Here is a 24,161-nt window from a genome sequence, read left to right as displayed (position 1 = left end):
GGGCGTGCTATCGACAATGCATCGACTGCAGCGCTCAACTCAACGAAATGCGGATCGCGGCCGCTGCAGCCAGCGGTGCCAGGACCACGCCGATCACCAGTCCGGCGCCCAACAACAACAACGCACCCACTGCATCCTGTCCTTGCCCGCTGGCCGCCACACTGCCGGCACCGAACACCAGCACCGGCACGTACAGCGGCAACGCCAGCAACGCCACGAGAATACCAGAGCGTTTCATCGTCACCGTCAGTGCCGCGACCACGGCGCCGAGCAGACTCAGAAGCGGTGTTCCCAGTGCCAACGATGCCAGCAGCACCGGCAATTGGTCATGCGGCAGGTGCAGCAATTCGCCCAGCAGCGGCGTGACTGCAATCAGTGGCAACGCACTGGTTGCCCAATGCAGCAGCACGCGCACTGCGATCAACCAGGCCAACGGCACCGGCGCGAGCAGCCATTGCTCCATCGAGCCGTCTTCGACATCGCTGCGGAACAGGGCGTCCAGCGACAGCAGGCCGGCAAGCAACACCGACAGCCACAACACCGCTGGCGCGGCCTGTGCCAGCAGGTCCGGGCGTCCGCCCAGGCCCAACGCAAATAGCACGACGATCAGCAGCGCAAACAGCGCCGGCTGCAAGGCATCGCTGCGGCGACGCCACAGCAGTTGCAGGTCGCGCGCCAGCAACGCGCGGGCTGCCTGCCATAGCGACGGTTGGGGCGAATGCGCGCTCATGCGGCAGCCTCCAGCGTCAGCATGCGGGTGCGCACCGGTGGCGCCGCATAGGCGCCGTGAGTGGTGACCAGCGCCGCACCACCGCCGCGCAGATGCGCGGAGATCATCCGGTTGACCAGGGTGATGCCGTCCAGATCCAGATTGGCGTAGGGCTCGTCCAGCAACCACAGCGGCGCTGGCGACAGCCACAGCCGTGCCAGCGCCAGCCGCTTGCGTTGGCCGGCCGACAACTGCCGCACCAACGCATCCTCGTAACCGGCCAGGCCGACGATGGCCAGCGCACTGCCGGGCATCTGCTTGGCGCGGCGGCCATGCAGACCGCACAGAAAATGCAGGTTCTCCAGCGTGCTGAGGTCGGCCTTCAGGCCGGGCAGGTGGCCCAGGTAGGCCATGAAGCGGCTGCGGTCGCTGCGCTTGGCGGTCTTGCCGTCGATCTGGATCTGCCCGCGCTCCACATGTAACAAGCCGGCCAATACGCGCAGCAGCGTGGTCTTGCCGGCGCCGTTGTCGCCTTGCACCAACAACGCTTCGCCGGCATCGACGTGGAAATCCAGCGGGCCGAACACCGGCTCCTCGTTGCGGCTGAAAGCCAGGGCGTGCGCTGCCAGCAGCGGCGGCGCGGTGTGCAGCGGTTCGATCATCGGTGCAGCAGGCTCACGTCACAGGACGGCATGGGGAAGAACCGGGGCAGGGGGACGCACCGGACCGGGCGCGCATTGTAGCGACGATGGTGGCATGTCGGGGACGTGCGCGGCAGCGTGGCGGGCACCGTGATGGGTCGGGAACGCTGTTTTGCAGTGTCCCGGCGCAACCGCCTGGCGGCTTTGCGTACACTCGCGGTCCCTCGTTTCTTGTCCGGACAGGCGCCATGCCCCTCACGACCAAGCTGCCCAAGGTGGGCACCACCATCTTCACCGTCATGTCGCAGCTGGCGGCCGAGCACGGCGCGGTCAATCTGGGCCAGGGCTTTCCCGATTTCGCGGTGCCGCAGCGGCTGGTCGACGAACTGACCAAGGCCATGGCGGCCGGTCACAACCAGTACCCACCGATGACCGGCGTGGCGACATTGCGCCAGGCCATCGGCGGCAAGGCGCAGCGCTGCTATGGCGCGCAGGTCGATGTCGACACCGAAATCACCGTCACCAGCGGTGCCACCGAGGCGATCTTCAACGCCATCCACGCGGTCGTGCGCGCCGGCGAAGAGGTCATCGTGCTGGACCCGGCCTACGACTGCTACGAGCCGGCGATCGATCTGGCCGGCGCACGTGCGGTGCACGTGGCGCTGCACCCTCAGACCTTCGCAGTCGACTGGGATGCGCTGCGCGCCGCGATCACGCCGGAAACGCGGCTGTTGATGATCAACTCGCCGCATAACCCGTCCGGCGCGATGCTCTCGGCCGACGACATGCAGATGCTGACCGAACTGCTACGCGGCACCGAGATCTTTCTGCTGTCGGATGAGGTGTACGAGCACATCGTATTCGACGGTCGCCGGCACGAATCGGTATTGCGCTGGCCAGAACTGCGCGAACGCGCGTTCGTGATTTCCAGCTTCGGCAAGACCTACCACTGCACCGGCTGGAAGATTGGCTACGCCATCGCGCCGCCCGCGCTCACGGCCGAATTCCGCAAAGTACATCAGTACAACACCTTCACCAGCTTCGGCCCGGCTCAGCACGCCTTCGCCGCGATGATCCGCGACGAACCCCAGCACGACGAGCAACTCTGCACGTTCTACCAGGCCAAGCGCGACCGTTTCCGCGAACAGTTGCTGACCACCCGGTTGAAGCCGCTACCCGTGCCCGGCGGGTACTTCCAGCTAGTGGACTACTCAGCCATCAGCGATCTGCCGGATACCGAATTCGTGAAATGGCTGACGGTGGAGAAGGGCGTAGCGGCGATCCCGTTGTCGCCGTTCTATGAAAATGCACCGGCTGGTCAGCGTCTGGCGCGGCTGTGCTTTGCCAAGAACGATGCGACATTGGATGCCGCGATCGAGCGGTTGCAGCGGTTGTAATGCGATTGAATCGATAAATGACGGTTCGCAAGCTGCAGCCGTCGCGCACAAAGGATCACGTTGATGTCAATCACCGCAACCTACTTTGGGATTACGTTCGGATTGGCGTTCGCCAGCGGTGTCGTCGACAGCGCGCTTTTTTATTGCCATGTCATGACATGACTGGACTCGTTGACCGAGGTCAGCGCGTGGGGATGGATTTCGGCGTGGTGCCGTTCCGAAGAGATCGCTATGTGGCACGCTATCTGGCTGTATCCGAGGAGCGGCTTACCACCGCCAATCGCTTGGTTCGCCATCTGCCCTGAGTGACACCCACATTATGGTTGCTGTGCCTGGTTGGCACGCTTTGCATCGGAGTACGTTGGGCATGACACACGTCACGCAGGATTTGAGAGTTTCGCTGATCCAAGGCAATACCCGCTGGCACGACCCGGCCGCTAACCGCGCGTATTACGGTGCGCTGCTGGAGCCATTGGCCGGGCAGACCGATCTGGTGATCCTGCCGGAGACCTTTACCAGCGGGTTCTCCAACGACGCCATCGACAAGGCCGAAGGCATGGACGGGCCGACCGTGGAGTGGGTGCGCGCGCAAGCCGCACGCCTGGGTGCGGCGGTCACCGGTAGCGTGCAGTTGCGCGCTGAGGAAGGTGTGTTCAATCGGCTGCTCTGGGCCACGCCCGACGGGGCACTGCAGTATTACGACAAGCGCCACCTGTTCCGCTTCGGCAACGAGCATCTGCGCTACGCGGCCGGGCGCGAGCGGCTGACGGTGGAATGGAAGGGCTGGTGGATCAATCCGCAGGTTTGCTACGACCTGCGTTTTCCGGTGTTCTGCCGCAACCGCTTCGATGTGGAACGCCCGGGGCAGCTGGATTTCGATCTGCAACTCTTCGTGGCCAACTGGCCGTCCGCACGCGCCTATGCGTGGAAGACGCTGCTGCGCGCACGCGCGATCGAAAACCTGTGCTTCGTGGCCGCAGTCAACCGGATTGGCGTGGACGGCAATCAGCTGCATTACGCCGGCGACAGCGCAGTGATCGATTTCCTTGGCCAGCCGCAGGTGGAAATCCGCGAACGCGAGCAGGTTGTCACCACCACTATCAGCGCCACTGCACTGGCCGAACACCGCGCCCGCTTCCCGGCAATGCTGGATGCCGATCAGTTCGAGATTAGGGAGTAGTGATTCGGGATTGGTACACGCCACTGCCGCGCAAACGCCAGCCCATCCGCTGTTACTCATCCCCAATCCCCAATCCCGGCTACTGAGCCAACTTGATCTGGTAGATCTTCGGCCAGCGCTTGCCTGTAACGAACAAGCGATCGTGCTCGGCGTCGTAGGCGATGCCGTTGAGCACGTCGTTGGTGGGGTCGGTCAACGTGTCGGGATCTGGCACCAGTGCCTTGAGGTCGATCCAGGCGATAACTTTGCCGCTGGCCGGGTCGATCCGTGCGATGCGCGTGGTCAGCCAGACGTTCGCCAGCAGCTCGCCCTTCACCCATTCCAGCTCGTTGAGGTTGTCCAGCGGCTTGCCGCGGGCGGTGACCTTGATGCTGCCGATTTGTTTCAGGCTTTGTGGATCCAGCCGGCGGATGCTGGCGGTGCCATCGCTCATGTAGAGCTGGCGGTTGTCGCTGGTGAGCGCCCAGCCCTCGCCGGAATAGCTGAACTGCGTGCGCGGTGCCAGCGTGGCCAGGTCGTAAACGAAGCCGCGCTGATTGCGCCAGGTCAGTTGGATCAGGCGGTCCTTCCAGGCAACGATGCCTTCGCCATAGAACGGCGGCGGCGTGTTGGCCTGCTGCAGGACCTTGCCGGTGTCCAGGTCGACCTTGCGCACACTGGACTGGCCCAACTCGCCGGTGCTCTCGTATAGATGCCCGTCGAGATAGAACAGGCCTTCGGTAAAGGCGGCGGTGTCGTGTGGATAGCTCCTGACGACGGTATAGCCCTGGGTGGGAATCGTCTCGCCGCAGTGGGCGAGCGAGGGCAGCAGCAGGGCGCTGAAGAGCAGGATGTAATTGGTGAGTGGCATGTCGCGATCATCCCACGTCGTGGCTGCAGGTGGCAGCGCTGCCGCCATGTCAAAGCCAGGTAAGGCTTCGCTGAACAAACGCGTGCGCCGCGCTTGGACCTTGTCGCGGCTGCCACATCGGCGCTGCTAGTCTCGCGCCATGTCCACCACTGGCACTGCTCATATGATCAAGTCACTTTCGCTGTTGGCGCTGCTTGGCGCCGCCACGCTGGCTCCGCAGGCGCAGGCCGCCGGCAACATCGATTGCCAGCTGTCATTCAACTTGTCCGGCTGGTCGGTGTTCTACAAGACCGCCAGCGGCACCGGCACCATCAAGTGCGATAACGGTGCGGTCATCCCGGTCAAGATTTCCAGCAAGGGCGGCGGCCTGACCGTCGGCAAGTCCAAGATCGTCGGCGGCCGTGGCACGTTCTCCGGCGCCTACAGCCTCAACGATCTGTTCGGTACCTACGCCGCGGCCGAAGCGCATGCCGGCGTGGTCAAATCCAGCACCGCCCAGGTCGTGACCAAGGGCGATATCTCGTTGGCGCTGGCAGGCACGGGCGAGGGCGTGGATCTGGGCGTTGCGGTCGGCAATTTCGTGATCGAACGTCGTAAGTAAGCGTGTGATCCGGCAGCAGCGCTCAGTGATCGAGCACTGCAGGACGGGATGAGCGGCTGGCTGAAGAGGTATTTGAAGTTGGTGCACGTCGGCCTCGCAAGACGCAATGGCGATGCTGGGCCATCTCCTAGATCTGCAATCCGCCCCCAGCACCACAAAAACGGCCCTTCGCAGGGCCGTTTTTTTAAATGCGCGCGTCGCAACTCAGCGACCGCGATTACCGCCACCGGGGGGACGACGATTGCCGCCGCCCGGCGGGCGACCGCCCGGGCCGCGCGGTGCGCCACCTGGGCCGCGTGCGCCACCACCCGGACCACCGGGGCCACGGTTGGCAGATGCCGGACCGCGGTTACCACCCGGACCCGGACGGCCGCCGCTTGGGCGGCCAGCAGGAGGGACCGCGCCGTACGGGCTGAAACCCGGGTTGGCGTGATCCGAGGGGAAGCTCGGTGCATTGCCCGGGTGACCATACGGGTGCTTGCGCTGCCCCTGGCCTTGACCCTGCGACTGACCTTGCCCGCCACCACCGGCACCGCTGCGCCCCGCACCACCCGAGCGGGCGCCACCAGGACCGCCAGTCCCCGGACGCGCGCCGCCCGGACCTTTCTTCGCATACGGGCGTGCCTGGCCGGTGCCCGGGCCGCTCGGCCCGGCATTGCGGTGACCGCTCGGGCCGGTGCTCACGCCATCGGGCACATACCAGCTGCGGAACGCGGCGGGGTTGCCGTCCGGCAAGGCGCCGCGGTCGCCCTTGGCCGGGCCACGCTGCTTGAACGGGCGCTGCTGCGACTGCCGGGCCGCTGCTTCGCCGCTGACCGTCAGGCCACCCTTGAAACCGCCCGGCTTGCCGCGACCGCCGCGGCCGCGATCTTCGCGCAGGTTGTCGAAACGACGCAGCTCGCGGCCTTCATCGGCGCCGGAGGTGTGGCCGTTGACGTAGGCATTGCTGCGGCCATCGCGCGAGACGTGCACGGTGGACTTGGCGGCGCGGCGCTGGCCGATCACCGGCTGCAGCGTCAGCGCCGAAGGTGCGCCTTCTTCCAGCTTGAGTTCGGCGCGCAAGGCGTCGACCTTTTCCTGCGCCACTTCCACCGACTGCCCACGCAGTAGTTCGCGCGGCAGCGAAATCTTGCCGTAGCGGCTGCGCTTGAGGCGGCTGACCTGGCAACCCTGCGATTCCCACAGGCGGCGTACTTCGCGGTTGCGGCCTTCCTTGACCACCACGCGGAACCAGTCGTGCGAATCGGTGCCGCCGATGCGTTCGATCTCGTCGAACTTGGCGCCGCCGTCTTCCAGCAGCACGCCGCGCGACAGGCGCTCGATGATGGCGTCTGAGACCTTTTCTTCGCCTTCCGGGGCGCGCACGCGCACCACGTATTCGCGTTCGACCTCGTAGGAGGGGTGCATCATCGCGTTGGCCAACTCACCGTCGGTGGTTAACAGCAACAGGCCGGTGGTGTTGATGTCCAGGCGGCCGATCGCGATCCAGCGCGAGCCCTTCAATGCCGGCAGCGACTCGAACACGGTCGGGCGGCCTTCGGGATCTTCGCGTGTGGTCACTTCGCCTTCGGGCTTGTTATAGATCAGCACGCGCGAGGGTTCGGTCAGTGCGCTGGCCACGAAGCTGCGGCCGTCCAGCTCGATCTTGTCGCCGCTGCGCACCGACATGCCGGTCTGCGCAACAGCGCCATTGACCTTGATCAGGCCATCGGCAATGCGCTGTTCCAGCGCGCGGCGCGAACCCAGGCCGGCCTGAGCCAGCACCTTGTGCAGGCGCTCTTCCAGCTTGGGGGCTTCTGTCGCGCTGTCGCGCTTGAGGGAAAGCTTGTTCAACGACAGCTTGCGGGGGGTGTCACTCATGTGTCTGGCTCCGGCCGACGCGTTTTGGGTCGGCCTCTGGGTCGGAATCGGCTTCGTCAACAGCCACGGTCGTCGTCGCGACGGCGTTGTCTTCGTCTTCGTTCACTGCATCCGCGCGCGTTCCCGGCGCGGTGTCGGGGTCGCCCTCACGGGCGTCATCTGGGTATTGCGTGTTCTGGTCGTGCGCCGAGCCATGCTCGGGGTGCTGCGGTGTCTGCTCGCTCACTGCGTCGGCCGCTTCAGTGTCGATTGCATTGTCCAGATCGTGGTCTTGCTGGTCTAACCCGGCATCGCTGGCGGGTTCCTGCGTGTGCTGGTCGGCATCGGTGTCGATGTCGGTTTCACTTTCAGGATCGGGTTCGGCGTTGTTCTGGTGACCGCTCGCTGGGTCGATGTTGCCGGCCGGAGTCGCCGAGGCATCGGCCTCGTCCGCTTCCGAACCATCTTGCGAATCGCTGCTGCCGCTGTTGCTGTCGTCGGGCTCGGCCTTGGCGCCAGCGTTGGCGTCTGCATCGGCGCTCGCAGTATCAGCACCTGCTTCGTCAGCCGCTGCAGCCGTACCAGCGCCTTCAGCATCAGCCGCATCGGCTTGACCCTGCGCCGCATCCATCGCCGCCGAGGCCGGCACTGCGCAATCCAGCTGCCCATCGCGGTCTAGCGGCAGCTGCGGTTCCAGCTCGGCGATGTCCTTCAATTCAGACAATGGCGGCAGCTCATCCAATCGCTTGAGCCCGAAGTAATCCAGAAAGCCTTTGGTGGTACCGAACAGGGCCGGCTTGCCGGGCACGTCGCGGTGGCCCACCACGCGGATCCACTCGCGTTCTTCCAGCGCCTGGATGATGTTGCTGCTGACCGCCACGCCGCGCACCTGCTCGATCTCGCCGCGGGTGATCGGCTGGCGGTAAGCGATCAGCGCCAGGGTCTCCAGCGTGGCGCGGGTGTACTTGGTGCGGCGCTCGGTCCACAGCCGGGCGACCCAGCCATGCACGTCGGCCTTGACCTGAAAGCGGAAACCGGAGGCCACCTCGACCAGTTCCACGCCACGCTCGGCGCAGGCCTCGCGCAGCAATTCCAGTGCGCGCTCCACGCTGCCGGGCGGCGCCGGTTCTTCTTCCGGAAACAAGCCCTGCAGCTGCGCCAGCGTCAACGGCTGGCTGCTCGCCAGCAGGGCTGCTTCGATAATGCGGGTGATCAGCGCTTGATCCATTCGGTGATCGGCTTCAGAGGGGTTCGTTGGCGGCATCGCTGTCGTCGAATTCGCTGGAGAATTGCAACGGCGCATTGGTATTGCCCAACGCCAGCGACTTCACGTAGATCGGCGCCAGCGGCGCTTCCTGCACAATATCCAGCAGCTGCTCCTTGGCCAATTCAAGCAGCGCCAGGAAGGTGACCAGTACGCCGAGCTTGCCTTCTTCGGCAGTGAACAGCGATTCGAAACGGTAGAACTTGCCATCGTCCAGGCGGCTCAGCACATCGCCCATGCGCTGACGCACACTCAGTGCCTCGCGCTTGATCGCATGGCCGGTAAACAGCTCGGCGCGCTTGAGCACGTCGTACAGTGCCATCAGCATTTCTTTCAATTCCACCGGCGGCGGCAGCTTGACCGCCGCGCGCTCGGGCAGATGCGCCTGCACCGGCGCGCTGTCGCGGCCCATGCGGGGCAGGGTGTCCAGATCCTCGGCGGCCTGCTTGAAGCGTTCGTATTCCTGCAGCCGGCGGACCAGTTCGGCACGCGGATCGTCTTCTTCGCCATCCTGGCTCGGCGGGCGCGGTAACAGCATGCGCGATTTGATCTCGGCCAGGATCGCGGCCATCACCAGGTATTCGGCGGCCAGTTCGAAGCGCAGCTCCTGCATCACATTAATGTAGTCCACGTACTGCCGGGTGATCTCGGCGACGGGAATATCCAGGATGTCCAGGTTCTGACGGCGTATCAGGTACAGCAGCAAGTCCAGCGGACCTTCGAAGGCATCCAGGATGACTTCCAGAGCGTCCGGCGGGATATACAGATCCTGCGGGATCTGCAGCACCGGTTGCCCATGCACCACCGCCAGCGGCATTTCCTGCTGCTGTGGCGGCGCGCTCGTGGCTGGCGGAGTCGCGACGTGCGCGAGTTCGGAATTCATCAGGTCGACATCGGGTCTTACGGTCGCCGGCCGCGGTCTGAGCCGCGCCTGCAGGGCTTTGCCTTGAGTTATTGCGATCAATATCGTGCTTGTGCAGGCACGATCCCACAAATTTACATACGCCAATCGACATGCAAGCAGGGGCGCCGCGTGGCATGCGGCGACGGAACAGCTGAGGAGGTCGTCTACGCGAGCCGGCGGTGGGCAGCGAATCGGCCGTCGAGAAGAGCGTTGAGCCTGGGCCGACGGGCCGCTGCGTCCGGTTGCGTGTGCAGTGCTGCCAAGGGTAATGCGTGCGCGGGGGCGGTGTCCAGCGCCGACGCGGCTAGAATCTGCGGGTTGATCTTCCAGTCTGAGGCGAGGTGGCGTGTGTGGTACATAATCGAAGGGTATGACCGGGCGGACGCATTGGCCGCACGGCAGCAGGCGCGGCCGGCCCATCTGGCCCGTTTGCAGGCGCTCACGGCCGCGGGGCGGTTGCTGGTGGCTGGCCCATGCCCGGCCATCGATGCCGAAGATCCGGGCCCGGCCGGTTTCAGCGGCAGCGTGGTGATTGCCGAATTCGACGCACTGGAAGACGCGCGTGCCTGGGCCGATGCCGATCCGTATGTGGAAGCTGGCGTGTATACGCGCACCGAGGTCCGGCCGTTCCGCCGGGTGCTGCCATGAGCCGGGTCGAGCAGATCCGTGCGGCATTGCAGGCCGCGCTGGCACCGACCGAACTCGATGTGGTGGACGACAGCGCCCGGCATGCCGGCCATGCCGGCGCGCGCGACGGGCGTGGGCATTTCAATGTGCGCGTGGTCAGCACCGCCTTTGCCGGCAAGCCGCCATTGGCTCGGCACCGCGCGGTCTACGCAGCGGTGGGCGAGATGATGCAGACCGATATCCATGCGTTGTCGATCGAGGCTTTGGCGCCGGGCGAGGCTGGGTAGGCAGGCGCGGAGCAGGCGCTTTCGCTTTATCGCCTGCTGTTGCCAAGAGCGCTCCTGCGCGCGGCGGGATGCACGATTAGGCCTTTCGCGCCCGTGGCCGCTCTTGCACGCGAACACTGCGTTGAGCGACAAGGCCCGACGTCCATGGAGCATGTTTTGCGTCGTCAGGCTGGCGGCCGCTCTGAAGTGGGCAGGGTCAAGAGGATCACACGCTGACTCGATCAAGTTGGATGTGCTCGCGCTGACAAGCCTCGTCGCAGCCAAAGCACGCGGGCATCGAGCAAGCTTTCTGAATAGGGGTAATGCAGCGGTGTCGTCTGAGCACGCGCCGTAGTTCGGCCGAGGACCGTCAGTTGAGCCTCTTGACCAAGCACATCAGGTGGCGCATCCAGCAGCGTGCCAAGCGCGCCGTACACAACCGTGACCCGCGTCTTTCTTCATTTGTGGACTCGTTGGGGTATATTTGTTGCGTCGCAACACATTCTTTCACAAGTTGATCACTTGTAGTTGCTTGATCTGTAAGCGTTTTCATGGGTGTGAAGATAGGGGTTTACGCCTCTGTATGAAAACGCTTACAGTCCGCGCCAGTTTTGGGAAGTCGGTCGCGGAGGGCGACACGAATGGCCAAGGGTGCGGTCACCATCAAAGATGTCGCTCGGGAAGCACAGGTCTCCGTGGCAACGGTGTCGCGTGCGCTCAATGGGCACGACAACGTCGCCGCGCCGGTACGCCAGCAGGTGCTGGAAGTGGCCGAGCGTTTGCGTTACAGCCCGCATGCGGCCGCGCGCAGCCTGAGCAGCCGGCGCTCCCAGACCCTTGGCGTGGTGCTGCCGGATCTGTACGGCGAGTTCTTTTCCGAATTGATTCGGGGCATCGATGGCGCAGCGCGTGCGGCCGGCCAGCACTTGCTGGTTTCCAGCTATCACGGCGATCCGGAAGCTCAGGGCAGGGCGCTGCGCTCAATGCGCGGGCGCGTCGATGGCCTGCTGGTGCTGTCGCCGTATGCCGAGCAGCCGGGATTTCTCACCGACAACCTGCCGCAGTCGCTGCCAACGGTGCTGATCAATGCACACCTGCCCGGTGCCGACTACCCGGTACTGAGCATCGACGACCACGCCGGTGCCATGGCCATGACCGAGCATCTGCTGCGGGCCGGGCACCGCCGCATCGCCTTTATCGGTGGCCCGGCGTTGAACTTCGATGCGCGCGAACGCCTGCGCGGCTTCCGCGATGCGCTCGCTGCGTTTGGCGCGCAGGCGCAGGGCGTGGAGTACCCGGGCGACTTCGATGAAGCCTCCGGCCACCGCGCCGGGCTGGCGATGCTGGCTGACGGTGCATTGCCGGATGCGGTCTTCGCCGCCAACGACATGGCCGCGCTGGGTTGCCTGTACGCGTTCGCCCAGGCCGATGTCTCGGTGCCCGGCGACGTGGCGCTGGCCGGGTTCGACGACATTCCGCTGGCCCGGTTCGTCCACCCGGCGCTGACCACCATGCGCGTGAGCATCGCGCGGCTGGGCGAGCAGGCGATGACCCGGCTGATGCGCCTGGTTGAAACGCCCGACCGCGACGACGGCGTCCGTCAATTGCTTACGCCCGAGCTGGTGATCCGCGCCTCCTGCGCTGCTGGCGAAGCTGGTCAATAACTTCTCCGGCCCTACGTTTTCAGGCTGCCGACCCTTTCGCGGACGTTCTGTCCGCTCCCGCTGCCCCCGCAGCGGCTGTTCCCGCACCACTGCACTAACACAACAACAATCTGTACCGATCCCTGGAGGGACGACCATGCGCCACCACCACCCCCATTCCGCCCGTCCGGCGCGCAAGCTGCTCAGCTGTGCGCTTGCCAGCTGCCTGCTGCTCGGCGCCGCACCTGCTTTCGCACAGAGCACCGCTGCGACCATCCGCGGCCAGGTCACCGTCGATGCCGCACCTGCCGCCCAGGCGCAGGTCACCGCCACCAATCTGGCCACCGGCCTGACCCGCACCGTGCAGGTCAGCAACGGCGGCTATTCGGTGGGCGGTCTGCCGCCGGGTTCCTACCGTATCGATGTCACCGCTAATGGCCAGACCAGCTCGCAGAACGTCACCGTGCAGGTCGGCCAGACGGCGACCTTGAACCTGGGCGTCGGCGGCGAGCCGGCCACGGCCGCGGGTGGTAACGCCACCACGCTGGACGCGGTGCAGGTGAAGGCGCCGCCGGTGCTGGTCGAGACGCGCACCTCCGAGAACGCCACCTACATTTCCAACGTGCAGATCCAGAACCTGCCGCGTGCCACGCGCAACTTCCTGGAACTGGCCGACACCGTGCCGAACGTGCAGTTCACCCGCGAGGCCAACGGCACCACCAAGGTGCGCACCGGCGCCACCTCGGCCGAAGGCACCAACGTCTACATCGACGGCGTGAGCCAGAAGAACTACGTGCTGACCGGCGGCGTGAGCGGCCAGGATTCCAGCCGCGGCAACCCGTTCCCGCAGTCGGCGATCGGCGAATACAAGGTCATCACCTCCAACTACAAGGCCGAGTTCGACCAGGTCAGCGGCGCGGCCATCGTGGCCTCGTCCAAGTCCGGCACCAACGACTTCCACGGCAGCTTCTTCTGGGACACCAGCAACGACAGCTGGCGCGAAGAAAGCCCGCTGGAGAAGAAGGCCGGCGTGCGCGACGACTTCGAAGAAACCCAGTACGGCGCCACCTTCAGCGGCCCGATCCTCAAGGACAAGGCACACTTCTTCATTGCCTATGAAGCAAAGGAATACACCACCCCGAACGTGGTGATTCCCGGCTCAATCTACTCCGACCGCGTCGACCAACTGCCGGCGCAGTTGCAGCCGCTGGTGGTGACCTCCAGCACGCCATTCAAGGAAGACCTGTATTTCGGCAAGATCGACTGGACCATTGGCGAGAACAGCCTGTTCGAGCTGACCGGCAAGTACCGCAAGGAAGACGAGCTCAACGACGTCGGCCAGACCTCGACCTACGAGCACGGCAGCATCAACGGCCAGGAAGAAAAGCGCGCCAACCTGCGTTGGCAGTACAGCGGCGCCAGCTTCCTCAACGAAGCCAACCTGAGCTACGAAAGCGCGTTCTGGAACCAGGCGCCGATCAACAACGGCAATGGCTACATCCTCAGCTACGCACCGGTGCGCGGCAACGAAACCGACATCCTGGCGGCGGGCGCCGGCAGCAGCTTTCAGCGCAAGGGGCAGAAGGGCTGGACGTTCCAGGACGACCTCACCTTGAACAGCCTGGAATGGCATGGCGCGCACACCGTCAAGATGGGCGTGAAGTTCAAGAGCATCGACCTGGATTCGACCCAGTTCAACCCGGCCAACCCGCAGTACTACTACAACATCCTCACCGACGTCGAAACGCCGTACCGCGTGCGCTTCGGTGCGCCGCTGGTGGAAGGTGGCGGCTCGGTTGTGTCCAAGAACAAGCAGTACGGCATCTACCTGCAGGACGATTGGGAGGTCAACGAGCACTGGACCTTGAACCTGGGCGTGCGCTACGACTACGAAGAAACCCCGGCTTTCCTGGATTTCGTCACCCCCTCGGATGTCGCCAGCGCGCTGCAGAACTGGCCCAACCTGCGCAACGCCAACTACAACATCAACGACTTCATCAGCACCGGCAACAACCGCAAGGCGTTCAAGAATGCCTGGCAGCCGCGTCTGGGCGCTTCGTACGACCTGTTCGGCGATCAGGCGCACGTGATCTATGGTGGCGCCGGCCGTGCGTACGACCGCAACATCTTCGATTACCTGGCACTGGAGCAGCTCAACAACTCCTTCAAGTCGTATAGCTACTACTTCACCAGCGCCAACAACGGTGCCTGCCTCGGCGACCCATGCACGGCCTGGAATCCGGCTTACAACAGCCAGGAGGGCCTGAACACGCTTACCGCCAACAGCACGGGCGGTGGCGGACGTGAGGTCTACCTGATCGATAACAACCTCAAGACCCCGTACTCCGATCAATTCAGCATCGGCATGCGCAACATGGTGCCGTTGTGGGGCCAGGACTGGTTTACCGATGTGACCCTGAGCCGCATCGAGAGCCATGACGGTTTTGCCTTCGTGCGCGGCAACCGCTTGCCGGACGGGTCGTTCTTCCAGCCGGGCACCACCTCCGGCGCGCCGACCGACGGCCCGGACGGCTACAGCGCCATCGTGCTGGGCACCAACGGTGTAGAGACCCGCAACAACCAGCTCGCGTTGCAGGTGGAAAAACCCTTCGACGAAGAATCCGGCTGGGGCCTGACCGTGGCCTATACCTATTCCGATGCAAAGGAAAACCGCCAGTTCGGCGAGCACTACGCCCTGGACCGCGAACGCATCCAGGACTACGGCTGGCGTGAGGCTGGCGGCATTCCGAAGAACCGCCTGGTGGTCACCGGCATCTACGAGCTGCCGTACGAGATCAAGCTGTCCGGCAAGCTGTCGCTGGCCAGCCAGACCGCACGCTACGGCCAGAATTGCCTTGCCGGCAACGACCAGTGCGAGATCATCCAGTTCAAGCCGGATGGCACGCTTGGCTACAAGGAATTCAGCATTGCCGCGAATAAAGAATGGGACACCGGCGGTGGTGTCAAATTCAATGTGCGTGCGGATATCCTCAACGTGTTCAATTGGGTGAATTACGCCACCTTCAATGGCGATACCGGAACGTTGCAGGACTTGAATACGGCTTACGGCACACCGACCGGTGTGCTGGCGTCGCCGATGCGCACCTTCCGTCTGGCCTTTGGCCTGAACTGGTGAGGTGCACGACCGCCCTGGCTGCCATGCCCGGGCGGTCGTACTCGGCGCCTGGATAGGGTAGGTTTGCGTGCGAGATGTAATCGATTACACAAGTGGGGGGCGGATGGACAGGGGTAACACGTCGCGATGGTTGACGATTCCACTCTTGCTGGGCGCGCTGGTGTTGGCGTCGTGCAAGCAAGCCGAGGAACCCAAGGTGGCCGAAAAGAAGGCGCCGGTAAAAGTCATCCTGGTCGAGGCGCAGCTGCCCCCCAAGCCGGTCAAACCGCCGCTGCCGCCGCTGTTTTCGGATATTGAACGCCGCACGTTCCAGTTTTTCTGGGACACCACCAACGAACTCAACGGACTGGCGCCGGATCGGTTTCCGTCGCGCCCGTTCGCCAGCATTGCGTCGGTTGGATTTGCGCTCACCGCGTATCCGATCGGCATCGAAAACGGGTGGGTCAGTCGCAATCAGGCGATCGACCGCACCTTGACCACACTGAAATTCTTCCGCGATGCGCCGATGGGCCCGCAGAAGACCGGTCGAGCCGGCTACAAAGGCTTCTACTACCATTTTCTGGACATGCAGAAGGGCAACCGTTACGACAGCTGGGTTGAGCTGTCGAGCGTGGACACCGCACTGCTGATGATGGGCGTGCTGTTCACCCAGTCGTATTACGACGGCGATGACCCGCGCGAAAAGGAGATCCGCCAGATCGCCGACACGCTGTACAAGCGCGTGGACTGGCGCTGGCTGCAACAGCGTGCGCCGCTGATCTCGATGGGCTGGTTCCCCGAAAGCGGCTTCATCAACCACGACTGGATGGGCTACAACGAGGCGATGATGCTGTACCTCCTCGCGCTGGGCTCGCCCACCCATGGCGTCGACCCGGACGCCTGGACCAGCTGGACCCGCACCTACAACAACGACTGGGGCGTTTACCAAGGCCAGGAATACCTATCGTTCGGCCCGTTGTTCGGCCACCAATACAGCCATGTCTGGATCGATTTTCGCGACATCCAGGACCAGTACATGCGCGAACGCGGCATCGACTACTTCCTCAACAGCCGCCGCGCTACGTTGGCGCAGCGCGACTACGCCATCGACAACCCGATGAAGTGGAAGGACTACGGCGAAAACGTCTGGGGACTCACCGCCGGCGACGGTCCGCAGAACACCAGCCAGGAATACCGGGGCGAGCAGCGCCAGTTCCGCCATTACTCCTCACGCGGCGCCGGCCTGCGCGAGAACTTCGACGACGGCACCATCGTGCCGTCGGCGGCCATCTCCTCGATCGTGTTCGCCCCGGAAGTAGTCATCCCGGCCACCGAGGAAATGCACAAGCGCTACGGCGATTTCCTGTATTCCAGCTATGGCTTCCTGGATTCGTTCAACCCCAGCTTCAACTACGACATCCCGCTCAAGACCGGGCGCATGGTGCCGGACCGTGGCTGGGTGGCCAGCGACTACATCGCCATCGACCAGGGCCCGATCCTGGCGATGATTGCTAACTACCAGAACGAATTCGTCTGGAACGTCATGAAGAAGAACCCCTACATCCGCGCCGGTCTGGAACGCGCCGGCTTCACCGGCGGCTGGCTCACCCCGGAAGGCGAGCCGCAGCCGGCGCCGCAGAAGGATGAGCAGAAGGCCGCTGCGCGCTCGCTGGGCATGGCCGAGTCGCGTGCCGCCGCCGCCCAGGCCCAACAAGACCCCTCGCAACGCCAAAAACCCGAGTAATCCGTGCGCCTTTTGAAACTGTTGATATTGGCCGCCGCCCTGTGTGCAGGTGTGGCGGGATGCGAACGCTCCGATCCGGGCAAGACCACCGTGCGTTTCTGGGCGATGGGCAAGGAGGCCGAAGTGGTCTCCGAGCTGGTGGCCGACTTCGAAAAGCAGAACCCCACCATCCACGTGGATGTGCAAAACATCCCGATGACCGCCGCGCACGAAAAACTGCTCACCGCCTTCGCCGCCGATGGCCTGCCGGATGTGTGCCAGCTCGGTAACACCTGGCTGCCGGAATTCGCGTTGTTGGACACGCTGGAGCCGATGCAGCCATATGTGGCGCGCTCCAGGATCGTCGACCAGGCCGATTATTTCCCCGGCGTGTGGGACACCAATCTAGTCGATGGCACGCTGTACGGCGTGCCGTGGTATGTGGACACGCGCCTGCTGTTCTATCGCAAGGACTTACTGCGCGAGGCCGGCTACAGCGAAATGCCCAAAACCTGGGCCGAGATGGAACGGGTGATGGCCGCGATCAAGCGCAAGGTCGGCCCGGACCGATTCGCTATCTTGATGCCGCTCAACGAATTCGAGCAGCAACTGTCGTTCGCGCTGCAGCAGGACGACCGCCTGCTGCGCGACCACGACAACTACGGCAACTTCCGTGGCGCTGGCTTCCGCAAGGCACTGGGCTTCTACGACAACATGTATCAAAAGGGCTGGGCGCCGAAGGTCTCCGAAACCCAGGTGTCCAATGTCTGGTACGAATTCTTCAACGGCTATTACGCGTTCTATCTGTCCGGCCCCTGGAACGTGCGCGAGTTCAAGCTGCGCCAGCCGCCGGGCATGGAAGGCAAGTGGGGCACCGCGCCGTTGCCGGGCCCCAATGGCCTGGGTGCCGGCATTGCCGGTGGCTCCAGCCTGGTGATCTTCAAGTCGTCGCAGCAGAAGGACGCCAGCTGGAAGCTGATCGAATATCTCTCGCAGCCGCAGGTGCAGGCGCGTTTCCACGCCATCATCGGCGACCTGCCGCCGCGTCGCAGTACCTGGAAGTTGCCTTCGCTGGCCAACGACGAATTGGCGCATGCCTTCGGCGACCAGCTGGAGCGGGTCAAGGCCACGCCCAAGGTGTTGGAGTGGGAGCGCATCGTGCAGGAAATGCGTCTGGTGACCGAGCGCGTGGTGCGTGGTGGCCAATCGCACGAAGCCGCCGTGCAGGAACTGGATAAACGTGTGGACGAAATTTTGGCCAAGCGCCGCTGGATCTTCGAGCAGGAGGGCGGGCATGTTGGCCCGGCCGCTGAGACGGCCACGCCGGCAACCAAGCCGGCTGCTGCAAACACCGCCGCGCCTGCCGCTGCCGCGGACCAGGGAGCCGCACGATGATGAAGCGTAATTCCGTCGCCGGCTGGGTGTTCGCCGCGCCGTCGATCATGGTGCTGGGCATGTTCTTCGGCGTGCCGGTGTTCGCCGCGCTGGTGCTCAGCGTCACCGACTTCGACCTCTACGCACTGGCCGACAGCAGCCATCTGCGCTTTGTCGGCCTGGGCAACTACATCGACCTGCTGCAGACGCCGCTGTTCTGGAAGTCGCTGTGGAATACCACCTACTTCGTGTTGCTGGGCGTGCCGATGTCGATCGGCGTGTCGCTGGGCGCGGCCCTGCTGCTCAACGCCAAGGCCTCACGCTTCAAGGCGCTGTTCCGCACCGCCTTGTTCGCACCGGTGGTGACCACGCTAGTGGCAGTGGCGGTGATCTGGCGCTACCTGTTCCATATCAAATACGGCCTGGTGAACTTCGGCCTGAGCCACTTGGGGATCGCCCCGATCGACTGGCTGGGCGATCCGCGCTGGGCGATGCCCACCATCATGCTGTTCGCGGTATGGAAGAACTTCGGCTACAACATGGTGATCTTCCTGGCCGGGCTGCAGGCGATCCCGCAAGATTTGTATGAGGCCGCGCGCATCGACGGCGCTTCGCGTTGGAAGCAGTTCCTGCATATCACCCTGCCGATGCTTGGCCCGGTGCTGATGGTGGTCGGTGTCATCACCATTTCCGGCTATTTCCAGCTGTTCGCCGAGCCCTATGTGATGACCCGCGGCGACCCGCTGCAAAGCACCGTCAGCGTGCTGTATTTCATGTTCGAAGAAGGCTTCAAGTGGTGGAACCTCGGCCGCGCATCGGCAGTGGCGTTCCTGTTGTTCCTGATCATTCTGGCGGTGACCACCGTGATGCTGCGCTTTGGCCGCAAGAAGGACCTGATATGAGCCGTGATGTTGGCGAATCGCGCTGGAATGCCGTGCTGATCAACGGCGGCCTGCTGGTGCTGGCGTTGATCAGCCTGGCGCCGCTGCTATGGATGCTGTCGGTGTCGTTCATGCCCACCGGCGAAGCCAGTCGCTTCCCGCCGCCGATGCTGCCTTCGGCATTCACCATGGCCAACTACCACGAGTTGTTTGCACGCATCGGCATGGCGCGCAACTTCGCCAACAGCCTGCTGGTGTCCGGGTTGATCACGCTCGGTTCGTTGCTGATCAACACCATGGCCGGTTATGCGTTTGCCAAACTGCAGTTCGTCGGCCGCGAGCGCATCTTCAAGATCCTGATGGCGGCGCTGGTGATCCCGGCGCAGGTGGCGATGCTGCCGCTGTTCCTGCTGATGAAGCAGTTGCATCTGGTCAACAACATCGGCGGGGTGGTGGTGCCGGCGTTGGCCACGGTGTTCGGCATCTTTCTGGTGCGTCAGTACGCGCGCAGCATTCCGGATGAACTGATCGAAGCCGCGCGCATCGACGGCGCCAGCGAGATGCGCATCTTCTTCCAGATTGTGCTGCCGATGCTCAAGCCGGTGCTGGTTACCTTGACCATCTTTACCTTCATGGGCTCGTGGAACGACTTCATGTGGCCGCTGATCGTGCTGACCGACCAGGAGCAATACACCTTGCCGGTGGCGCTGGCGGCGCTGTCGCGCGAGCACATCATGGACGTGGAATTGATGATGGCCGGCGCCGTGGTGACGGTGATTCCGGTGCTGCTATTGTTCCTGGCGCTGCAGCGCTACTACATCCAAGGTCTTCTGCTGGGGAGTGTGAAGGGGTGAGGCGAGTGTTCCTGCGACTGTTTGCCATGACCGCCATTGCCGCCGCGGGCGCGGCGCAGGCGCAGGAGCGCGTGCTCGACGGCTTCAACGACGTCGGCGCCTGGCGCCTGGTGGTGTCCAATCAGGTCAGCGGTTCGCTGCGCCCGGTGGCAACGCCCTCCGGTGGGCATGCGCTGTGTCTGGATTACAACTTCAACGGCGTGTCCGGCTACGTGGGCATCCGCCGCAATTTGCCCGTCGAGTACCCGGACAATTACCGGCTTGGCTTCACGCTACGCGGCGACTCGCCGTCCAACGATCTGCAGCTCAAGTTGATCGATGCCAGCGGCGACAATGTTTGGTGGGTCAACCGCCCCGGCTTTGCCTTCCCCAAGAACTGGACCACTTTCAGCTACCGCAAGCGCAACATCGAAAAAGCCTGGGGACCGGGCCAGGACAAGCAGCTGCGCAGCAGCGCGGATGTGGAATTCACCATCTACAACAAGGTCGGCGGCAAGGGCACGGTGTGCTTCGACCGCCTGACGCTGACGCCGCTGCCGCCAGAAGACACCTCACCGCTGCAGGCCAAGGCCATTACCGACACTGCGCCTGCGCTGGAGCAACGCCTGGCCGACGGCAAGCCGGACACCTTTTGGCTCAGCGGCGCGGTCAAGCAACAGACGGTCACGCTGGATCTGGGCAAGGTGCGCGAATTCGGCGGCGCCATAGTGCAGTGGGTGCCGGGTCTGCAGGCTTCGCACTATGTGGTGCGCTCTTCCGGCGACGGACGCAGTTGGCGCGATCTGCGCACCGTCACTGCCGGCGCCGGTGGCACCGATTGGCTGGCGCTTCCCGATACCGAAGCGCGCTATCTGCGTTTCGATCTCAAGGACGGCCCCAACTGGCGCTACGGCATCAAGGAAGTGCAGTTGCAGCCGCTGGCATTCGCCGCAACGCCGAATGACTTCATCAAGTCGTTGGCTGCGCAGCTGCCGCGTGGCAGTTATCCGCGCGGCTTCTCCGGCGAGCAGCCGTATTGGACCATCCTGGGTCTGGATGGCGGCACCGAGCAGGGCCTGATTGGCGAAGATGGCGCGGTGGAAGTGGGCAAGGGCGGCTTCAGCATCGAACCGTTCGTGGTCACCGGCCGCAAGGTGCTGCACTGGTCCGATGTCAGCAGCGAACAAAGTTTGCAGGACGACTACCTGCCGATTCCCAGCGTGGATTGGCACCACGACCTGATGAATCTGCGTGTCACTGCCTTCGTGCAGGGCACCCCCGATCAAGCGCAACTGGTCGCGCGTTACCAGCTGCATAACACCGGCAAGGAAGCGCGCGATTTCACCCTGGCGTTGGCCGTGCGTCCGTTCCAGGTCAACCCGCCGGCGCAGTTCCTCAATACCCTGGGTGGCGTCAGCCGCATCGACCAACTGGCCATGGATGGCGGCCAGGTCAGCGTCAACGGCAAGCCGCGCGTGTTCGCCGCGCAGCGCCCGGATGCCAGCTTCGCCAGTGCCTTCGACAGCGGCATGGATGTCAGCCATCTGAGTGCGGCCACGCCGCCGACGGTGACACAGGTGAAGGACGAAACCGGCCTGGCCTCGGGCGTGCTGCTGTATCGCTGGAAGCTGGAGCCCGGCCAACGCCGCGAAGTGGCGCTGGTCATTCCGCAGACCGGCACCGCGCAGTTGCCGGCTGGCTTCGATGCCGACAAAGCGCAGCAGCAGGTTGCCCAGCAATGGCGCAGCAAGCTCGATCGCGTGCGCATCAGCGTGCCGGCCGAAGGCAAGCCGGTAGTCGACACCTTGCGCACGGCGCTGGCGCACATGTTGATTTCGCGTATCGGCCCGCGCTTGCAGCCGGGCACCCGCTCGTACTCGCGCAGCTGGATCCGCGACGGCGCCATGATTTCCGAAGGCCTGCTGCGGCTCGGCCGCGAAGACGTGGTGCGCGATTACGTGGACTGGTTCGCTCCGTATCAATTCGCCGACGGCATGGTGCCGTGCTGCGTGGACGACCGCGGCAGTGACCCGGTGCCGGAGAACGACAGCCACGGTGAGTTGATCTACAACATCGCCGAGTACTACCGCTACACCGGCGACAAGGCCTTCCTGGAAAAGATGTGGCCGCATGTCACCGGCGCTTACGACTACATGGAAAAGCTGCGCGCAAGCGAACGCACGGAAGAGAACTTCATGCGTAACCCGGCCTTCTACGGAATGATGCCGGTGTCGATCAGCCACGAAGGCTATTCGGCCAAGCCGGTGCATTCGTACTGGGACAACTTCTGGGCGCTGCGCGGCTACAAGGACGCGGTGATGCTGGCCGGTGCATTGGACAAGTCAGAAGACGCCGCACGGTTCAGCACCGCGCGCGATGAATTCAGTGGCGACCTGATTGCCTCGCTGGGTGCGGCCGTGCGTCAGCACAACCTGGATTTCCTGCCGGGTTCTGCGGAACTCGGCGACTTTGATGCGACCTCGACCACCATTGGCTTGACCCCGGGCGGTGAGCAGCAACGTCTGCCGCAGGATCTGCTGACCAACACCTTCGAGCGCTACTGGAAAGAGTTCACCGACCGCCGCGACGGCAAGCGCGAATGGAAGGACTACACGCCTTACGAATGGCGCAACGTGGCCGCATTCGTGCGCCTGGGCTGGCGCGATCGCGCCTGGGATGCCACCGCGTTCTTCTTCAAGGACCGCGCACCGCAGCCGTGGAATCAGTGGGCCGAAGTGGTCTCGCGCACGCCGCGCACGCCGTTTTTCGTCGGCGACCTGCCGCACGCCTGGGTCGCCTCGGACTTCGTGCGCTCGGTACTGGACATGTTCGCCTACGGCCGCGAATCCGATGCCAGCCTGGTCATCGCCGCCGGCACGCCGACCCGTTGGTTCGAGGGCAAGGGGATTGGCATTGCCGAACTGCGGACACCGTACGGGCGCCTCAACTACACCTTGCAACGTACCGACAAGCAATTGGTGCTGCAGCTGCAGCCTGGGCTGATCCTGCCGCCGGGTGGCGTGGTGTTGCCGTGGCCGTATCAAGGCACACCAGGCAAGGCAACGGTCAATGGTGAGTCGGCCGAGTGGCAGAACGGCGAACTGCGCATCCAACAACTGCCGGCCAACGTGCAAATCGATGTGCCTGGCGCGGTGCGGCGGGCCGAGCGCGCCACGCAATGAGTCAGGCGTGGCGGCTTTCCCGGGCAGCGCCAGCACGGCGAGGTGCGGGATGGCCGGTCGCCTTGCTCGCACTGCTGCTTTGCTCCACCGGCGTGCAGGCCGGGCAGGGCACTCAGAGCATGCAGCCTTCGGAAGCTGTGCAGCGAGGCACCATCGATCCGGCCGCGCAAGCCGCGAAGCCATCGAGCACAGCGCCGCGCGAGATGACCCTGGTCACGCTCAACCTGCATCACGACCGCGAAAACTGGCCGGCACGACGCGCTTACATCGCCAAAGAGCTCAAGCAACTGGCGCCGGATGTGATTGCGCTGCAGGAAGTGATCGAACGCCGCGGCAGCGTGGAAAATCAGGCTGCCTGGCTGGCGCGCAAACTCGGCTACGACTACACCTCCGCTTCGGTCGATCCGGTCGGCGCGCCCAAACGCTACGGCAATGCGTTGCTGAGTCGCCGCAATGTGTTGGCAACGCACCAGCGCTTGTTGCAGCCCTTGGACGATTACCGCGTCGCCGCGCATCTGCAGGTGGACGTCGATGGCCAGCCGGTCAACGTCTACGTCACCCATCTCAACGAACGCACCGATGCGCGCGGCACCGCCACGCGCAAGCGCCAGGTAACCGATCTACTCGACTTCATTGCCTCCAACAGCGAGCAAGCGCCGGTGGTGATCGCTGGCGATTTCAACACCGCCGCCGACACGCTCGATTTGGAAGCGCTACGCAAGGGTTACGGCGACAGCTACGGCAGCGTGCATCGCAATAGTGAAGACACGGTTAGCACCTTGAACATGCACGTCTTCGACAAACCCGCACGCATCGACCACGTGTTCTTTCAGCAGAACCGCCTACTGGCCCGCGAAGCCCGCATCCTGTTCGATACGCCTTACGCCGAAGGCCGCTGGGCATCGGATCACTACGGCGTGTGGGTGCGGCTGCAGCTTGCGCTGGAGCCTCCACCCACCCACCAGATGCCGTAGATACCGTCTTGCCCCTTATCTGGCAAGAGCGTTGTGCGGGTCAAATGCAGTGCCGGATTTGAGCACGCCGTAGGCCAGATGCAGCAGCTTGCGCATGGCGGCGCAGACGATCTGCTTGCCGTGCTTGCCGCGGGCATGCAGACGCTGTTTGAGCGCCG

General features: G+C 64.1%; 20 protein-coding genes. 14 read left to right on the top strand and 6 right to left on the bottom strand.

Going from position 1 to position 24,161, the window contains the following annotated elements; all coding sequences use genetic code 11:
- Nucleotides 1–34: 34 nt before the first annotated feature.
- Both ccmB and ccmA read right to left on the bottom strand, forming a co-directional pair.
- Nucleotides 35–730 carry a heme exporter protein CcmB gene (gene ccmB, locus NX05_RS11150; RefSeq protein ID WP_039434747.1) on the bottom strand — a complete coding sequence of 232 codons (696 nt, stop codon included), beginning with the start codon at nucleotides 728–730 and terminating at the stop codon, nucleotides 35–37.
- On the bottom strand, nucleotides 727–1,371 hold the full coding sequence (ccmA, locus tag NX05_RS11145) for a heme ABC exporter ATP-binding protein CcmA (RefSeq protein ID WP_039434749.1): 645 nt from the start codon (nucleotides 1,369–1,371) through the stop codon (nucleotides 727–729). Before ccmA ends, ccmB begins: the two co-directional genes overlap by 4 nt.
- Before the next feature lie 227 nt (nucleotides 1,372–1,598).
- Between ccmA and NX05_RS11140 the strand changes: the two genes are divergently transcribed.
- The 3 genes from NX05_RS11140 to NX05_RS11135 all read left to right on the top strand — a co-directional run bounded on the left by NX05_RS11140 (nucleotide 1,599) and on the right by NX05_RS11135 (nucleotide 3,927).
- Nucleotides 1,599–2,747 (top strand): pyridoxal phosphate-dependent aminotransferase, encoded by a 1,149-nt coding sequence (locus NX05_RS11140; RefSeq protein ID WP_039434752.1) that lies wholly within the window; start codon nucleotides 1,599–1,601, stop codon nucleotides 2,745–2,747.
- A 17-nt stretch (nucleotides 2,748–2,764) separates the two neighbouring features.
- Nucleotides 2,765–3,052, top strand: coding sequence for a hypothetical protein (locus NX05_RS22395; protein ID WP_230597738.1), 288 nt, complete (start codon nucleotides 2,765–2,767; stop codon nucleotides 3,050–3,052).
- A gap of 62 nt (nucleotides 3,053–3,114) precedes the next feature.
- Entirely contained in the window at nucleotides 3,115–3,927 is an 813-nt protein-coding gene (locus NX05_RS11135) for an amidohydrolase (RefSeq protein ID WP_039434754.1), read from the top strand.
- A 79-nt stretch (nucleotides 3,928–4,006) separates the two neighbouring features.
- Here NX05_RS11135 and NX05_RS11130 read toward each other — a convergent pair whose 3' ends face one another.
- On the bottom strand, nucleotides 4,007–4,777 hold the full coding sequence (locus NX05_RS11130; protein ID WP_304382030.1) for a glutaminyl-peptide cyclotransferase: 771 nt from the start codon (nucleotides 4,775–4,777) through the stop codon (nucleotides 4,007–4,009).
- Nucleotides 4,778–4,940: 163 nt separating this feature from the next.
- Between NX05_RS11130 and NX05_RS11125 the strand changes: the two genes are divergently transcribed.
- Nucleotides 4,941–5,378 (top strand): hypothetical protein, encoded by a 438-nt coding sequence (locus NX05_RS11125; RefSeq protein WP_010372925.1) that lies wholly within the window; start codon nucleotides 4,941–4,943, stop codon nucleotides 5,376–5,378.
- A gap of 204 nt (nucleotides 5,379–5,582) precedes the next feature.
- Here NX05_RS11125 and NX05_RS11120 read toward each other — a convergent pair whose 3' ends face one another.
- Genes NX05_RS11120 through NX05_RS11110 form a run of 3 tightly spaced genes read right to left on the bottom strand, consistent with a single transcriptional unit; the run spans nucleotide 5,583 to nucleotide 9,364 of the window.
- Complete coding sequence (locus NX05_RS11120; protein ID WP_039434757.1) at nucleotides 5,583–7,238, bottom strand: pseudouridine synthase; 1,656 nt, start codon at nucleotides 7,236–7,238, stop codon at nucleotides 5,583–5,585.
- Entirely contained in the window at nucleotides 7,231–8,445 is a 1,215-nt protein-coding gene (scpB, locus tag NX05_RS11115) for an SMC-Scp complex subunit ScpB (RefSeq protein WP_039434760.1), read from the bottom strand. Before scpB ends, NX05_RS11120 begins: the two co-directional genes overlap by 8 nt.
- A gap of 13 nt (nucleotides 8,446–8,458) precedes the next feature.
- A complete protein-coding gene (locus NX05_RS11110; RefSeq protein ID WP_010372932.1) occupies nucleotides 8,459–9,364 on the bottom strand; it encodes a segregation and condensation protein A in 906 nt (301 codons plus the stop codon).
- Nucleotides 9,365–9,733: 369 nt separating this feature from the next.
- Between NX05_RS11110 and NX05_RS11105 the strand changes: the two genes are divergently transcribed.
- The 10 genes from NX05_RS11105 to NX05_RS11060 all read left to right on the top strand — a co-directional run bounded on the left by NX05_RS11105 (nucleotide 9,734) and on the right by NX05_RS11060 (nucleotide 24,003).
- Nucleotides 9,734–10,033, top strand: coding sequence for a YciI family protein (locus NX05_RS11105; RefSeq protein ID WP_039434766.1), 300 nt, complete (start codon nucleotides 9,734–9,736; stop codon nucleotides 10,031–10,033).
- A complete protein-coding gene (locus NX05_RS11100) occupies nucleotides 10,030–10,299 on the top strand; it encodes a BolA family protein (RefSeq protein WP_017122637.1) in 270 nt (89 codons plus the stop codon). Before NX05_RS11105 ends, NX05_RS11100 begins: the two co-directional genes overlap by 4 nt.
- A 620-nt stretch (nucleotides 10,300–10,919) precedes the next feature.
- Entirely contained in the window at nucleotides 10,920–11,942 is a 1,023-nt protein-coding gene (locus NX05_RS11095) for a LacI family DNA-binding transcriptional regulator (RefSeq protein ID WP_039434767.1), read from the top strand.
- A gap of 136 nt (nucleotides 11,943–12,078) precedes the next feature.
- Entirely contained in the window at nucleotides 12,079–15,057 is a 2,979-nt protein-coding gene (locus NX05_RS11090; protein WP_039434771.1) for a TonB-dependent receptor, read from the top strand.
- 103 nt (nucleotides 15,058–15,160) lie between these two features.
- Complete coding sequence (locus NX05_RS11085) at nucleotides 15,161–16,780, top strand: glucoamylase family protein (RefSeq protein ID WP_017112705.1); 1,620 nt, start codon at nucleotides 15,161–15,163, stop codon at nucleotides 16,778–16,780.
- Nucleotides 16,781–16,783: 3 nt separating this feature from the next.
- On the top strand, nucleotides 16,784–18,154 hold the full coding sequence (locus tag NX05_RS11080) for a sugar ABC transporter substrate-binding protein (protein ID WP_026112471.1): 1,371 nt from the start codon (nucleotides 16,784–16,786) through the stop codon (nucleotides 18,152–18,154).
- Complete coding sequence (locus NX05_RS11075; RefSeq protein ID WP_011347672.1) at nucleotides 18,151–19,035, top strand: carbohydrate ABC transporter permease; 885 nt, start codon at nucleotides 18,151–18,153, stop codon at nucleotides 19,033–19,035. The genes NX05_RS11080 and NX05_RS11075 overlap by 4 nt, the downstream gene beginning before the upstream one ends.
- Nucleotides 19,032–19,868, top strand: a complete 837-nt coding sequence (locus NX05_RS11070; RefSeq protein WP_039434776.1) for a carbohydrate ABC transporter permease — start codon at nucleotides 19,032–19,034, stop codon at nucleotides 19,866–19,868. Before NX05_RS11075 ends, NX05_RS11070 begins: the two co-directional genes overlap by 4 nt.
- Before the next feature lie 26 nt (nucleotides 19,869–19,894).
- Nucleotides 19,895–23,029 carry a discoidin domain-containing protein gene (locus NX05_RS11065; RefSeq protein WP_039434777.1) on the top strand — a complete coding sequence of 1,045 codons (3,135 nt, stop codon included), beginning with the start codon at nucleotides 19,895–19,897 and terminating at the stop codon, nucleotides 23,027–23,029.
- 62 nt (nucleotides 23,030–23,091) lie between these two features.
- On the top strand, nucleotides 23,092–24,003 hold the full coding sequence (locus NX05_RS11060; RefSeq protein ID WP_039434780.1) for an endonuclease/exonuclease/phosphatase family protein: 912 nt from the start codon (nucleotides 23,092–23,094) through the stop codon (nucleotides 24,001–24,003).
- Nucleotides 24,004–24,161: the final 158 nt, after the last annotated feature.

The sequence above is a fragment of the Xanthomonas vasicola genome (assembly GCF_000772705.2).
Lineage (GTDB): Bacteria > Pseudomonadota > Gammaproteobacteria > Xanthomonadales > Xanthomonadaceae > Xanthomonas > Xanthomonas vasicola.
The sequence above is the reverse complement of the archived record's forward strand: the minus strand, read 5'-3'. Positions and strand labels throughout refer to the sequence as shown.

What these genes read in the sequence shown, in the direction of transcription:
- NX05_RS11120 (WP_039434757.1), bottom strand. Translation starts at nt 7,238, where the DNA reads ATGAGTGACACCCCCCGCAAGCTGTCGTTGAACAAGCTTTCCCTCAAG.
- NX05_RS22395 (WP_230597738.1), top strand. Translation starts at nt 2,765, where the DNA reads ATGACGGTTCGCAAGCTGCAGCCGTCGCGCACAAAGGATCACGTTGAT.
- NX05_RS11130 (WP_304382030.1), bottom strand. Translation starts at nt 4,777, where the DNA reads ATGCCACTCACCAATTACATCCTGCTCTTCAGCGCCCTGCTGCTGCCC.
- NX05_RS11085 (WP_017112705.1), top strand. Translation starts at nt 15,161, where the DNA reads ATGGACAGGGGTAACACGTCGCGATGGTTGACGATTCCACTCTTGCTG.
- NX05_RS11110 (WP_010372932.1), bottom strand. Translation starts at nt 9,364, where the DNA reads ATGAATTCCGAACTCGCGCACGTCGCGACTCCGCCAGCCACGAGCGCG.
- ccmA (WP_039434749.1), bottom strand. Translation starts at nt 1,371, where the DNA reads ATGATCGAACCGCTGCACACCGCGCCGCCGCTGCTGGCAGCGCACGCC.
- NX05_RS11065 (WP_039434777.1), top strand. Translation starts at nt 19,895, where the DNA reads ATGACCGCCATTGCCGCCGCGGGCGCGGCGCAGGCGCAGGAGCGCGTG.
- NX05_RS11100 (WP_017122637.1), top strand. Translation starts at nt 10,030, where the DNA reads ATGAGCCGGGTCGAGCAGATCCGTGCGGCATTGCAGGCCGCGCTGGCA.
- NX05_RS11125 (WP_010372925.1), top strand. Translation starts at nt 4,941, where the DNA reads ATGATCAAGTCACTTTCGCTGTTGGCGCTGCTTGGCGCCGCCACGCTG.
- NX05_RS11090 (WP_039434771.1), top strand. Translation starts at nt 12,079, where the DNA reads ATGCGCCACCACCACCCCCATTCCGCCCGTCCGGCGCGCAAGCTGCTC.
- scpB (WP_039434760.1), bottom strand. Translation starts at nt 8,445, where the DNA reads ATGGATCAAGCGCTGATCACCCGCATTATCGAAGCAGCCCTGCTGGCG.
- NX05_RS11070 (WP_039434776.1), top strand. Translation starts at nt 19,032, where the DNA reads ATGAGCCGTGATGTTGGCGAATCGCGCTGGAATGCCGTGCTGATCAAC.
- NX05_RS11075 (WP_011347672.1), top strand. Translation starts at nt 18,151, where the DNA reads ATGATGAAGCGTAATTCCGTCGCCGGCTGGGTGTTCGCCGCGCCGTCG.
- ccmB (WP_039434747.1), bottom strand. Translation starts at nt 730, where the DNA reads ATGAGCGCGCATTCGCCCCAACCGTCGCTATGGCAGGCAGCCCGCGCG.
- NX05_RS11095 (WP_039434767.1), top strand. Translation starts at nt 10,920, where the DNA reads ATGGCCAAGGGTGCGGTCACCATCAAAGATGTCGCTCGGGAAGCACAG.
- NX05_RS11140 (WP_039434752.1), top strand. Translation starts at nt 1,599, where the DNA reads ATGCCCCTCACGACCAAGCTGCCCAAGGTGGGCACCACCATCTTCACC.
- NX05_RS11135 (WP_039434754.1), top strand. Translation starts at nt 3,115, where the DNA reads ATGACACACGTCACGCAGGATTTGAGAGTTTCGCTGATCCAAGGCAAT.